The organism is Actinosynnema sp. NPDC004786, assembly GCF_053601135.1.
Genome location: NZ_JBSGBG010000073.1, coordinates 15,296 through 27,399, shown reverse-complemented (window position 1 = coordinate 27,399; position 12,104 = coordinate 15,296). Strand labels below are relative to the sequence as shown.

Here is a 12,104-nt window from a genome sequence, read left to right as displayed (position 1 = left end):
CTACCCGGTCGCGTTCGGCCGGACCCCCGACCTGGCCGTGGCCAAGGCCGTCACCGACCGGCTCAAGCATCAGGGGGACGCCCACCCCAGCGCGCGGGAGATGGCCAGGCCGCACGTGCGCACGGCGGGCACCACGGTGTCGGTGCGCGTGCCCGTGGGCACCACGACGGACACCGCGCCCACCACGTCGCCGTCCTGGCCGCGCACGGGCGCGGCGACCGAGTACGTGATCATCTCGATCTGCCGGTCGCTGATGGCGTAGCCGTCGCGGCGCACCCGGGCCAGCGCCTCGCGCAGGTGCCGCGGCGTGGCGATCGTCCTGGGCGTGTACCGCTTGAGCGGCGCGGCGAGCACGGCCTCCTGCACGTCGAGGGGCGCGGCGGCCAGCAGCACCAGGCCGACGCCCGTGCAGTGCAGCGGCATCCGGCTGCCCACCCGCGTCACCACGTTCACCGCGTCGCGGGCCGAGATCCGCTCGACGTAGACGACCTCCGTGCCGTCGCGCACGGCGAGCTGCACGTTGTGCCGCGTCACCTCGTAGAGGTCCTCCAGGAACGGCAGGGCGCGCTCGCGCAGGTCGAGGCTGCCCGGGGCCAGCGCGCCCAGCTCCAGCAGGCGCAGGCCCACGCAGTAGCGGCCGTCCGGTGTGCGGTCGAGGGCGCGCAGCTCGACCAGGGACGCCACCAGCCGGTGCGTGGTGCTCAGCGGCAGCCCGGAGTGGCGGCTCAGGTCGGACAGCGTCACCGCCGCCCGGTCCACGCTGAACACGGACAACAACGAGAACGCGCGTTCGAGCAGCGACTTCGGTGCCGGCACGTGCCCAGTCTTCCACTCAACGGAAGGCGGGTGGTGCGACCTCACGGGGTCGCGCCGGGTGGGGGTGGCTGGTGCGGCGGCCGGTTCGGGTCACCGTTTAGACTGCGGGTGACTCCAGTCGACCCAGGGAGATGCGCGTGGCCGAGATGACCGTCCAGTTGGTCGCCGTGGAACGTCGCCTGTGGTCCGGCACGGCCACCTCGGTGGTCGCGCAGACCCTCGAAGGCGAGATCGGCATCCTGCCGGGCCACGAGCCCGTGCTCGGGCAGCTCGTCGAGGGCGGCGTCGTCCGGATCAGGACCACGGACAACGAGCTCGTCACGGCGGCCGTGCACGGTGGGTTCCTCTCCGTGACCGGCGAGGGCGTGAGCATCCTCGCCGAGGACGCGGAGCTGGCCGACGAGATCGACGTGGAGCAGGCCCGAGCGGACGCGCAGAACGCGGACGACGTGCACCGGGCCCGGGCCATCGCGCGGCTGCGCGCCGCGGGTCACTCGGCCTGACGCGGACGAGCGGGCAGACGCCGTGGGGATCGCCGAACTGGTCGGGGTGGTCCTGTTCGGTGCGGTGGTGGTCCTCGCGTACCTCGCGTGGCGCCGCGTCCGGGTGTTGCGCGCGGGCGGTGTGCACGTCGCGCTGAGGTCCAGGATCGACGACTCGGGGCGGGGCTGGCACCTGGGCGTCGGGCACTACCGGGGTGACGAGTTCACCTGGTTCCGGGTGCTGAGCCTGCGCACCGGCCCCGACATGGTGATCTCCCGCGAGGGTTTCGAGATCGACGACCGCCGCGAGCCGACCGCGCCGGAGGCGTACGCGATGCCCACGGGCGCGGTCGTGCTCCGGTGTCGCGGCACCAAGGGCGAGGTCGAGATCGCGATGGGCCCGGACGCGCTGACCGGCTTCCTGTCCTGGTTGGAGTCGGCGCCTCCGGGCCGTTCCATTCCCTGGGCCTCCTAGCGGCTCAGGTCCGGTTCCTGATGCTCTCGTAGATCCGGGCGAAGCCCTCCTTGCCGTGACCGGCGTCGACCTGCCGCCGGATCAGGGCCTGCACCATCCCGACCACCTCGGTGGAGATGCCCTGGGCGGCGCTCGCGTCGATCATGGTGTCCAGGTTGGAGAACTCCAGGCTCTGCTGCCCCGGCACGGTGTAGTCGCCGCCGTCCACCACGGCGGCGAACCCGGCGAACGCGCCCGTCATCGCGGACAGCCACGGGGCGGCCCGTTCGGCGAACTCGCCGGCGGTGATGCCCGCGCCCGCGACCATGGCCGCGCCGTGCAGGAACCCGGCGAACATCGCGTACATGCCGGAGAGCAGGGCGAGGTCGTACAGCGGCGCGAGGCCCGGGTCCTCGCCGAAGTAGGCGCTCTCGCCCCACAGGTCGAGCAGCGGGCGGCACCGCTCGAACGCGGCGGCCGAGCCGCTGTAGAGGATCGAGGAGCCGGGCCGCCCGATCATGTGCGGCACGGCCATGATGCCGCCGTCCAGGTACACCGCGCCGTGCCCGGCGGCCCAGGCGGCGAGTTCCCGGGACTGCTCGGGCGTGGTGGTGGTGACGTTGACCAGGGTGCGACCGGCGAGCAGGTCGGCCACCGGGTCGAGCACCTCGCGCACGGAGGCGGCGTCGAAGAGGCACACGACCACCACGTCGGACGCGGTGACGGCGTCCGCCGGGGTGGCGGCGGCCGTGGCGCCGAGGTCGACGAGGGCGTCGGCCCGGCCGGGCGAGCGGTTCCAGACCGCGGTGGGGTGGCCCGCCCGGACCAGGGCCGCGGCGAGGGCGGAGCCCATCTCGCCGAGCCCGAGGACGGTCGCGGTCGCGTTCGTGTTCGTCATGCGGTGATCGTCCGTCCGGCCCAGCCCTTCTGGCCAGTACGGACTATTTTGTGCAGTACCCACCTTTTGGTAAGCACCCCCGGAGGGGCGATGGCACGGCGAGGTCCCTACATCTGCGGCATCGACGCCGCGATGGACGTGGTGTCCGGCAAGTGGAAGTCGCTGATCCTGTGGGAGCTGGACGAGCACGGCGTGCGGCGGTTCGCCCAGCTGCGCCGGGGCCTGCCGGGCGTGAGCGAGAAGATGCTCGCGCAGCACCTGCGGGAGATGGAGGAGGACGGCCTGGTGCGCCGCGAGGTGTTCCCCGAGGTGCCGCCCAGGGTGGAGTACTCGCTGACGGACGACGGGCGCTCGCTCAACGAGGCGCTGTCCGCGCTGGGGCGGTGGGGTGCCGAGCGGATCCGGCGCATCGGCGCGGAGAAGGTCTCGGCGGCGTCCTGACCGCCGGCCACCCACCGACGCGGGCGGCGTCCCGACCGCCGGTCACCCGCTCACGCACGCGGTGTTCCGGTCGCGGTCGGTGTTCTGATCGCCGGTCACCCGCGGGTGGCGGGGGTCGGCCGCGGGAACACCTCGGCCAGCCGGCGCAGGGCGTCCCGGTCGCCGGTGGCCGTCGCGGCGCCGGCGGCGACCTGCTCGGCCAGGCCCGACCGGCCGGCGGCCAGGTCGGCGAACACGTCCTCGCCGGTCTCGACCACGACGTCGGGGTGCTGGGCCGGACCGTGCGCGGCCTCCACCGCGCCGTCGTCCACGCGCACGTGGAACACCTCGTCGCCGACCCGGAACTCGTAGGTCACCCGTACGCCGGCCGCGGCGGCGGGGTCGAAGAACGCCTCCAGCGCGAGCACCGCCCAGCCGGGGTGGAACGCCTCGTCCGCGCGCCGCTCGCCCATCGCCCACTTCGCGCCCCAGCGGGCCAGCGCGAGCACGGCGGGGCCGAGGTCGCGGCCCGCCTCGGTGAGGGCGTAGGCGGGGGTGCGGGCCGGCGGCGGGAGGGTGACCCGCCGCACGAGCCCTTCGCGTTCGAGGTGCTTCATCCGGGCGGCCAGCAGCCCGGTGCCCAGGCCGCGCAGGCTCCTCTGGAGGTCGCCGAACCGCTTCGGCCCGGTCAGCAGCTCGCGGACGAGCAGGAGGGTCCAGCGTTCGCCGACCAGGTCGAGCGTGCGCGCGGTGGCGCAGTACTGGTTGTACGTCCGCTGCTCCACCCGCTCATCCTAGGGTCGGCGCGACCCGGCTCCCGAGGTCGAGCAGCACGTCGGCCACCCGCCGCGGGTGGGTCAGCACCACGTCGTGCGGGCCGTCGACCGGCACGGTGGCGTAGCCGAGGTCGGCGGCGAACCGGGCGAACGGGAACGTTTCGGGCACGCAGTGCACGCCCGTGCCGGGGATCCGGTCGACCGCGCCGCCCAGTCGGGTCGGCTCGGTGAACGACCGCAGCGGGTGGGCGCGCAGCCGCGGCGCGAGCCACCGGGCGTCGTCGGGGTCGGTGACGCCGTACGCGGCCGGTCCGGGCGGGGGGATCAGGCCGTCGGGTCCGGCGGCGGCGGTGACGCGGGCGGCGAACCAGTCCGGGGCCAGGTCGGTCAGGCTCGCGCCGTCGGGCCCGGCCCAGCCGTCGAGCAGCACGAGGTGCGCCACCCGGTCCGGCCGCCGGTCGGCCGCCTGCCGCACGACCAGGCCCCCGTAGCTGTGGCCGACGAGCACCAGGTCGGGGTCGGTCACGGCGTCGATCGCGGCCACCACCTCGTCGGCGTGCTCGGCGAGGCCGACGTCGCGGTCGTGCGTGAGGTCGGGCGTGGCGACGTGCGCGCCGGCCGCGGTGAGCAGGGGCGCGACCCGCTCCCAGGCCCAGCCGCCGTGCCACGCGCCGTGGACGAGGACGTACGCGGTCATGGTCGACCTCCCGGTCAGGCAACTTCCTGTTTTCGAACTCTATGCTTCAAAAACAGGAAGCGCCACCGGGTCCGGTCAGGCGTTCGCGCCCGGCCGCCAGAGCACGTCGCCGTCCGGGTTGGCCACGCGGGCCAGGATGAACAGCAGGTCCGAGAGCCGGTTCAGGTACTTCGCGGTCAGCGGGTTCGTCCGGTCGGCCTCGACCTCGATCAACGCCCACGCGGCCCGCTCGGCCCGTCGGGCGATGGTGCGCGCCTGGTGCAGCAGGGCCGCGCCGGGTGTGCCACCGTTGAGGATGAACGACTCCAACTTGCCCAGCCGGGAGTTGAACCCGTCGCACCACGCCTCCAGCCGGTCCACGTACGCCTGGGTGACGCGCAGCGGCGGGTGCTCCGGGTCGGGCACGACCGGCGTGCAGAGGTCCGCGCCCACGTCGAACAGGTCGTTCTGGACCTGGCGCACGACCTCGGCGACGTCGGGCGCGAGCGCGCCGAGCGCGAGGGCCACGCCGAGCGCGGCGTTGGTCTCGTCCACGTCGGCGTACGCGGTGATGCGGGGCGAGGTCTTGGGCACCCGGGAGAAGTCGCCGAGGCCGGTGGTCCCGTCGTCGCCGACGCGGGTGTAGATCTTCGTCAGGTGCACGGCCATGTCGAGCACTGTAGACACCGCAGTGCCGCACCACGGACGGGCACGATTCAGACCGTCCGTAGGATTGCGGCACAACGAGCGAGGAGTTCCTTACGTGAGTGAGCACTTCCGGGTTCAGGGCGGTGCGCGGCTCGTCGGCGAGGTCGCCGTCGTCGGCGCGAAGAACAGCGTGCTCAAGCTGATGGCCGCGGCACTGCTGGCCGAAGGCACCACCACCATCACGAACTGCCCGGAGATCCTGGACGTGCCGCTGATGGCGGACGTCCTGCGCAGCCTGGGCTGCGAGGTGACCCTCGACGGTTCGGTGGTCACCATCACCACGCCGAAGGAGCTCAACCACCGCGCCGACTCCGAGGCGATGGGCAAGCTGCGCGCGTCCGTCTGCGTGCTCGGTCCGCTGGTGGGCCGGTGCAAGCGCGCGGTGGTCGCGCTGCCCGGCGGGGACGCGATCGGCAACCGGCCGCTGGACATGCACCAGAGCGGGCTGCGCAAGCTCGGCGCGCACAGCGAGATCGAGCACGGCTGCGTGATCGCCGAGGCCGAGGGCCTGCACGGCGCGCAGATCTGGCTCGACTTCCCCAGCGTGGGCGCGACGGAGAACATCCTGATGGCGGCGGTGCTGGCCAACGGCACCACGGTCATCGACAACGCCGCCCGCGAGCCGGAGATCGTGGACATCTGCGTGATGCTCCAGCAGATGGGCGCGAAGATCGAGGGCGCGGGCACGTCCACGCTCACCGTGCACGGCGTGGAGTCGCTGCAGCCGACCGAGCACCGGGTGATCGGCGACCGGATCGTCGGCGCGACGTGGGCGTTCGCCGCCGCCATGACCCGCGGCGACATCACCGTGCGCGGCGTGGACCCGCACCACCTCGACCTGGTGCTGGAGAAGCTGCGGATGGCGGGCGCGGAGGTCACCACGCTCGACGGCGGTTTCCGCGTGGTGCAGACGGACCGGCCGCGCTCGGTGGACTTCGTGACGCTGCCGTACCCCGGTTTCGCGACGGACCTCCAGCCGTTCGCGATCGCGCTGTCCAGCGTGTCGGACGGCACGTCGATGATCACGGAGAACCTGTTCGAGGCCCGGTTCCGGTTCATCGAGGAGATGGTGCGGCTGGGCGCGGACGCGCGCACCGACGGCCACCACGCGGTGGTGCGCGGCGTGGAGCGGCTGTCCAGCGCGCCGGTGTGGGCGTCCGACATCCGCGCCGGGGCGGGGCTCGTGCTGGCCGGGCTGTGCGCGGACGGCGTGACCGAGGTCTACGAGATCTTCCACATCGAGCGCGGCTACCCCGGGTTCCTGGAGAACCTGCGCAAGCTCGGCGCGACGGTGGAGCGCGTGAACGCCTGACGGCGGGTCACTGCCGGAGCAGCAGCCGTGCGTCGGGCGCGTCGGCCGGGAAGACCAGCAGGCGGTGCAGGTCGTTCCGGTTCACCACGGTCACCTTGATCTTCGCCGCGCGCAGGCGCCGGACCAGGACGTCGGCCGCGACCGGGGTCGGCACGGCGGCCACCTCGGTCAGCAGGCCGAAGTCGTCGCCGGTGTGGTCGGGCACGGCCCGCCGGTCGACGCCGAACGCCCAGTAGAGCACCAGGCCGAGCAGCCCGAACACGATCACCATGAGCAGGAAGGTGGTGAGCGCCGTCACGCCCTCCATGCTGCCGCAGTCACGATTCAGTGAGCAACGGCACGCACGGTGGAGGTTACTGGTCAGTACGCTACGGGGGACCCACCCGCCCGCGAGGTCGCGTCGGTCGTTCGCGACTCGTCCGCCGACGTGCACGCCCTTCGACCGTCGGCGGGCCAGGCGCGAACGACGACCTGCCGGCGACTTCGCCGCCGTCTGCGGAGCAGCGGCCAGAGACACAGGGGTTGCCGTGCCGTACCCGGCCGACCGAGAGCGCGACCGCCCGTGGGTGATGCGGACGTACGCGGGCCACTCCAGCGCCGCCGCGTCCAACGCGCTGTACCGCCGCAACCTGGCCAAGGGCCAGACGGGGCTGTCCGTGGCGTTCGACCTGCCCACGCAGACCGGCTACGACCCGGACGACGAGCTGGCCCGGGGCGAGGTCGGCAAGGTCGGCGTGCCGATCAGCCACCTCGGCGACATGCGGCAGCTCTTCGACGGGATCCCGCTGGGCGAGGCCAACACGTCCATGACCATCAACGCGACGGCCATGTGGCTGCTCGCGCTGTACGTGACCGTGGCCGAGGAGCAGGGCGCGGACCGCGCGGCCCTCGCCGGCACCACGCAGAACGACATCATCAAGGAGTACCTGTCCCGCGGCACGTACGTGTTCCCGCCGGGGCCGAGCCTGCGGCTGATCACCGACGTGGTCGCGTGGACCGTGTCGAACGCGCCCCGGTGGAACCCGATCAACATCTGCTCGTACCACCTGCAGGAGGCGGGCGCGACGCCCGTGCAGGAGATCGCGTACTCGATGTCCACCGCGATCGCCGTGCTGGACTCGGTGTTCGACTCGGGCCAGGTGCCCGAGGAGCGGCGCGGCGAGGTCGTCGCCCGCATCTCCTTCTTCGTCAACGCCGGCGTGCGGTTCGTCGAGGAGATGTGCAAGATGCGGGCGTTCGTCCGGCTGTGGGACGAGATCACCCGCGACCGGTACGGCATCGCCGACCCCAGGCACCGCCGGTTCCGGTACGGGGTGCAGGTGAACTCGCTCGGGCTGACCGAGGCGCAGCCGGAGAACAACGTGCAGCGGATCGTGCTGGAGATGCTGGCCGTGACGCTGTCGCGGGACGCGCGGGCGCGGGCCATCCAGCTCCCCGCGTGGAACGAGGCGCTCGGCCTGCCCCGGCCGTGGGACCAGCAGTGGGCGCTGCGGATGCAGCAGGTGCTGGCCTACGAGACGGACCTGCTGGAGTACGAGGACCTGTTCGCGGGCTCGCACGTGGTCGAGGCCAAGGTGGACGAGATCGTCGAGGGCGCGCGGGCCGAGATCGACCGCGTGCAGGCGATGGGCGGCGCGGTCGCGGCGGTCGAGTCCGGCTACATGAAGTCGGCGCTGGTGTCGTCGCTGGCCGAACGGCGTCGGCGGGTCGAGTCCGGCGAGGACGTCGTGGTGGGCGTGAACCGGTTCGCCACCACGGAGCCGTCGCCGTTGCAGGCCGAGGGCGCGAACGCCATCGAGCAGATCGACCCGGTCGTGGAGCGGCAGGCGGTCGAGGCGATCCGCGAGTGGAAGGCGTCCCGCGACGACGCGCTGGTGAAGTCCGCGCTGGACGACCTGCGCGCGGCGGCCAGGACGGAGCAGAACCTGGTCGAGGTCACCCTCGCGTGCGCCCGCGCGGGCGTGACGACCGGCGAGTGGTCGCAGGCGTTGCGCGAGGCGTTCGGCGAGTACCGCGCGCCGACCGGGGTGTCCGCCGCGGCGGCGTCCGGCGAGGCGGGCGCGGAGATCGCCCGGGTGCGCGAGCGGGTGCGGGCGACCGGCGGGGAGCTGGGCGAGCGGCTGCGGATCCTGGTCGGCAAGCCGGGGCTCGACGGCCACTCCAACGGCGCGGAGCAGGTCGCCGTGCGGGCTCGCGACGTCGGGTTCGAGGTCGTGTACCAGGGCATCCGGCTCACGCCCGCGCAGATCGTCGCCGCCGCCGTGCAGGAGGACGTGCACGTGGTGGGCCTGTCGATCCTGTCCGGGTCGCACCTGGAGGTCGTGCCCGCGGTGGTCGACGGGCTGCGCGCGGCGGGCGCCGAGGACGTGCCGGTGGTGGTCGGGGGGATCGTCCCGCCCGACGACGCCGCCGAGTTGCGCGCCCGCGGGGTGGCCCGGGTGTTCACGCCCAAGGACTACGAGTTGACCGGGATCATGGACGAGATCGTGTCCGTGGTCCGGGAGGCGAACGGCCTGTAGCCGCGCCCGTCCTCACTCCCAGGTCGCGGTGTCCGGGTCGATGCCGTGGGCGCGTGCGCTCGCGTCGACGACCAGGCGGAACCACGCGGCGAGGCCGGGGCGGATGCCGTCGTAGTGGGCGGCGAAACCGGGGTCGGCCTCGAACCCGCGGCCCAGGCACACCTGCATCCGCCTGGTGAGCGGGAAGTACGCGGCGAACACCTCGCGGTGCCGCTCCGCGAGGCGGTCCGCCTCCGGGCTGCCGGGGGCGACCCCGGCGTCCATCGCCTCGCCGAGGGAGCGCTCGAAGGCGGCCACGGCGTCGGCGACGGCCTGCCACTCCCGGGGTCCGCGCTCGGCGGACCGCTCGGCGTACTGGAGCCATTGCGCGGTGTCGCCGTAACGGCGGCGGGCCTCGGCGGGCCAGTCCGGGTTCCACCGGGGGCCGAAGATCGCGGCCTGCTCCTCGGCGGTGAGCAGCAGGCCGCGCTCGTGGGCCTCGATCATCCGGTCCAGCCCCGCGCCGAGCCGCCGGAGGTGCTCGATCCGCTCGGTGACCCGGGCCCGCTGCGCGCGCAGCGCGGCGGGCACGTCCGCGGCCGAGTCGTCCAGGACGGCCCGGATCCGGTCCAGGCCGAGGCCCAGCTCGCGGTAGACCACGATGCGGTGCAGGCGTTCCAGGTCGCCCGCGGTGTAGCGCCGGTACCCGGCCGCCGTGCGCAGCGACGGCCGGGCCAGGCCGATCCCGTCCCAGTGGTGCAGCGCCCGGACCGTCACGCCCAGGCGCGACGAGACCTGGCCCACGGTCAGGCCGTCGTCGTCGGTGTCAGGCACGGCCCTCATTGTGGTCGCCGGTGTCCGGCGGGGTGATCCCGACGGCGGCGAGGCCGCGCGCCTCCTCGCTCGCGGGGTCGAACGGCTTCGCCGCGGTGAACACCACCCGCGCGTTCTCGGGCGTGATCACCTCCACGTCGCGGGTGTTCCACGGCGTGTCCCGCGGGTCGCCGGCCGAGCCGGGTCGCACCGCGCGGCAGGACTCGGCCAGGCCGTCGACCTGGCCGAGCACGCACGCGAAGCTGACGCTCATCGCGGGCGGTCGCTCCGCGACGCCGTCCGCGGCGACCAGGAGCACGTCCTGGAACGCCCACCGGCGCAGGTGCACCAGCGTGCCGGGGATGGCGAACAGCTCGATGAACCCGAGCCCGCGCACCCAGAAGTCCACCGACGCCGCCAGGTCGTCGGTCGGGATCGTGACGAACGCGGGCATCCCGTAGATGCCCCGGAACGGTTCCGGCGCGACCGCGTCCGGGCCGGGGGTGGGCACGGGGCTGATCTCGAACGCGTTGTAGTAGTCGCTCATGCGGCCACCCTCGGGCCTGACGTTGCGTGAGGGTCAAGCCGCGGTGACGTGTCCTGGGCCACGTCCGTCGATCCGGGTGAACGGGCGGCCGTGGCCGGGTGCCCCGGACCGCGGCGCGCGTCGTCACGGCGTCGGCGAACCCCGCGGTCAGGTGCTCCGGACCACGTCGTCCGTGGTCACGACCTCGGCGAACCCGCCGCCGCGCAGGTTGACGGCCGTGGCGTGGGCGAGCTGGTCGGCGGTCAGGTCCTCCAGGTCGAACGTGAACGTGGCGTCCAGCACGACCCGCACGCGGTAGCCGAGGTTGCCGCCGACGCGCGCGGTCGTCTCGACGCACATGTTGGTCTGGATGCCCGCGAGCACGAGGTCGGTGACGCCGCGTCCCTTCAGCCACGCGTCCAGGTCGACCTCGCCGTGGAACGCCGAGTTGACGCTCTTGCCGAACACCAGGTCGGGCACGGCGCGGTCGAGTTCCGGCTTGAACCGGTTGCCGTCCCCGCCGGGCCGCAGCGGCGAGCCGGGCTTGGTGGAGTCGTGGCGGACCAGCACCAGCGGGCCGGTCCACGCGTCGAGCAGGCGGGCGATGTTGGCCTCCGCGTCGGGGTTGTTGCGCTTGCCCCAGACGGGGTCGTCGAAGGCGCGCTGCACGTCGATCAGGACCAGGGCGGTGTGGTCGGTCATGGCGTCGAGTCTGCGGTCGCGGCGGCCCGGAGCGGGAGTGGCGGAACCGGCGCGTTGGGGTACTTTCCTGCCATGCGCACGGTGGGTGTCCTGCTGCTGCCCGGGACCCGGGCGTTCGACGTCTCGGTGGTCGGCGAGGTGTGGGGCGTGGACCGGACCGACGCCGGGATCGGGCCGTTCACGCTGCGGCTGTGCGCCCCGGGCCGGGCGGCGACGCCCGTGCGGCCGGTGGGCGTCATCCCGGCCACGCACGGGCTGTCCGGCCTGCGCGACTGCGACCTGGTGCTGGTCCCGGGCCGGGCGGACCCGCTCGCGCCCGTGCCCGATGCGGTGGTGCGCGCGTTGCGGTCCTGCACCGGCACGGTGGCCGCGTTGTGCTCGGGCGCGTTCACCCTCGCGGCGGCGGGCCTGCTCGACGGCCGTGCGGCGACGACGCACTGGCGGCTGCTGGACGCGCTGGAGGCGGCCGCGCCGCGCGCCCGGGTGGTGCGCGACGTGCTGTTCGCCGACGAGGGCGAGGTGCTGACGTCGGCCGGCGTGGTGGGCGGGCTGGACCTGTGCCTGCACCTGGTGCGCCGGGCGCACGGCGCGGACGTGGCCGCCGCCCTGGCCCGCCGGCTGGTGATGCCGCCGACGCGCGAGGGCGGGCAGCGGCAGTACGTGGACCCGCCGCTGCCCACCCGGCCGGGCCGGACCGGCATCGCGGCCACCGTGGACTGGGCGGTGGACCGGCTGGGCTCGCCCATCGGCGTGGCGGACCTCGCCGCCCACGCGGGCATGAGCGAGCGCACCTTCCACCGGGCCTTCCTGGCCGCCACCGGCGACACGCCCGGCCGGTGGCTCCAGGTGCAGCGCGTCCGGCTGGCCCGGCGCCTGCTGGAGACCACCGACCTGCCGGTGCACCGCGTCGCCGAGCGCGCGGGCCTCGGCACGGCCGCGAACCTCCGCCGCCGGCTGCGCGGCGAGCTGGGCGTGACCCCCGACGCCTACCGCCGCACGTTCCGCGTGCCCGCGGCGTCCTGA

15 protein-coding genes are annotated in these 12,104 nt (G+C 74.0%); 6 read left to right on the top strand and 9 right to left on the bottom strand.

Annotated features, from left to right (window positions below; all coding sequences use genetic code 11):
* Positions 1–69: 69 nt before the first annotated feature.
* A complete protein-coding gene (locus ACWEFJ_RS37285) occupies positions 70–816 on the bottom strand; it encodes an IclR family transcriptional regulator (RefSeq protein ID WP_378091636.1) in 747 nt (248 codons plus the stop codon).
* Positions 817–953: 137 nt separating this feature from the next.
* Here ACWEFJ_RS37285 and ACWEFJ_RS37280 point away from each other — a divergent pair, with 137 nt between their 5' ends.
* Together ACWEFJ_RS37280 and ACWEFJ_RS37275 are read left to right on the top strand one after the other, a co-directional pair.
* A complete protein-coding gene (locus ACWEFJ_RS37280) occupies positions 954–1,319 on the top strand; it encodes a F0F1 ATP synthase subunit epsilon (protein WP_449716649.1) in 366 nt (121 codons plus the stop codon).
* A gap of 22 nt (positions 1,320–1,341) precedes the next feature.
* Positions 1,342–1,773: a DUF2550 domain-containing protein gene (locus ACWEFJ_RS37275; protein WP_378091640.1), complete on the top strand. Its 432-nt coding sequence runs from the start codon at positions 1,342–1,344 to the stop codon at positions 1,771–1,773.
* Positions 1,774–1,777: 4 nt separating this feature from the next.
* On the opposite strand, the gene ACWEFJ_RS37270 is transcribed toward ACWEFJ_RS37275, so the two are convergent.
* A complete protein-coding gene (locus tag ACWEFJ_RS37270) occupies positions 1,778–2,650 on the bottom strand; it encodes an NAD(P)-dependent oxidoreductase (RefSeq protein WP_449716648.1) in 873 nt (290 codons plus the stop codon).
* Positions 2,651–2,740: 90 nt separating this feature from the next.
* Between ACWEFJ_RS37270 and ACWEFJ_RS37265 the strand changes: the two genes are divergently transcribed.
* Positions 2,741–3,091, top strand: a complete 351-nt coding sequence (locus ACWEFJ_RS37265; protein ID WP_378091644.1) for a winged helix-turn-helix transcriptional regulator — start codon at positions 2,741–2,743, stop codon at positions 3,089–3,091.
* Positions 3,092–3,186: 95 nt separating this feature from the next.
* Here ACWEFJ_RS37265 and ACWEFJ_RS37260 read toward each other — a convergent pair whose 3' ends face one another.
* From ACWEFJ_RS37260 to ACWEFJ_RS37250, 3 genes are all read right to left on the bottom strand, one after another.
* A complete protein-coding gene (locus tag ACWEFJ_RS37260) occupies positions 3,187–3,855 on the bottom strand; it encodes a winged helix-turn-helix transcriptional regulator (protein WP_378091646.1) in 669 nt (222 codons plus the stop codon).
* A gap of 4 nt (positions 3,856–3,859) precedes the next feature.
* Positions 3,860–4,543: an alpha/beta fold hydrolase gene (locus ACWEFJ_RS37255; RefSeq protein ID WP_449716647.1), complete on the bottom strand. Its 684-nt coding sequence runs from the start codon at positions 4,541–4,543 to the stop codon at positions 3,860–3,862.
* Positions 4,544–4,618: 75 nt separating this feature from the next.
* Entirely contained in the window at positions 4,619–5,191 is a 573-nt protein-coding gene (locus ACWEFJ_RS37250; RefSeq protein WP_449716646.1) for a cob(I)yrinic acid a,c-diamide adenosyltransferase, read from the bottom strand.
* Positions 5,192–5,285: 94 nt separating this feature from the next.
* Here ACWEFJ_RS37250 and murA point away from each other — a divergent pair, with 94 nt between their 5' ends.
* Entirely contained in the window at positions 5,286–6,542 is a 1,257-nt protein-coding gene (gene murA, locus ACWEFJ_RS37245) for a UDP-N-acetylglucosamine 1-carboxyvinyltransferase (protein WP_378091652.1), read from the top strand.
* Between the two features lie 7 nt (positions 6,543–6,549).
* Here murA and ACWEFJ_RS37240 read toward each other — a convergent pair whose 3' ends face one another.
* Positions 6,550–6,849 carry a hypothetical protein gene (locus ACWEFJ_RS37240; protein ID WP_378091654.1) on the bottom strand — a complete coding sequence of 100 codons (300 nt, stop codon included), beginning with the start codon at positions 6,847–6,849 and terminating at the stop codon, positions 6,550–6,552.
* A gap of 220 nt (positions 6,850–7,069) precedes the next feature.
* Here ACWEFJ_RS37240 and ACWEFJ_RS37235 point away from each other — a divergent pair, with 220 nt between their 5' ends.
* Entirely contained in the window at positions 7,070–9,061 is a 1,992-nt protein-coding gene (locus ACWEFJ_RS37235) for a protein meaA (protein ID WP_378091656.1), read from the top strand.
* Between the two features lie 12 nt (positions 9,062–9,073).
* Here ACWEFJ_RS37235 and ACWEFJ_RS37230 read toward each other — a convergent pair whose 3' ends face one another.
* The 3 genes from ACWEFJ_RS37230 to ACWEFJ_RS37220 form a co-directional block, all read right to left on the bottom strand.
* Positions 9,074–9,874, bottom strand: coding sequence for a MerR family transcriptional regulator (locus tag ACWEFJ_RS37230; RefSeq protein ID WP_449716645.1), 801 nt, complete (start codon positions 9,872–9,874; stop codon positions 9,074–9,076).
* On the bottom strand, positions 9,867–10,400 hold the full coding sequence (locus tag ACWEFJ_RS37225; RefSeq protein ID WP_449716644.1) for a VOC family protein: 534 nt from the start codon (positions 10,398–10,400) through the stop codon (positions 9,867–9,869). The genes ACWEFJ_RS37230 and ACWEFJ_RS37225 overlap by 8 nt, the downstream gene beginning before the upstream one ends.
* Before the next feature lie 147 nt (positions 10,401–10,547).
* Entirely contained in the window at positions 10,548–11,081 is a 534-nt protein-coding gene (locus ACWEFJ_RS37220) for a cysteine hydrolase family protein (RefSeq protein WP_449716643.1), read from the bottom strand.
* A 72-nt stretch (positions 11,082–11,153) separates the two neighbouring features.
* Here ACWEFJ_RS37220 and ACWEFJ_RS37215 point away from each other — a divergent pair, with 72 nt between their 5' ends.
* A complete protein-coding gene (locus ACWEFJ_RS37215) occupies positions 11,154–12,104 on the top strand; it encodes a GlxA family transcriptional regulator (RefSeq protein WP_449716642.1) in 951 nt (316 codons plus the stop codon).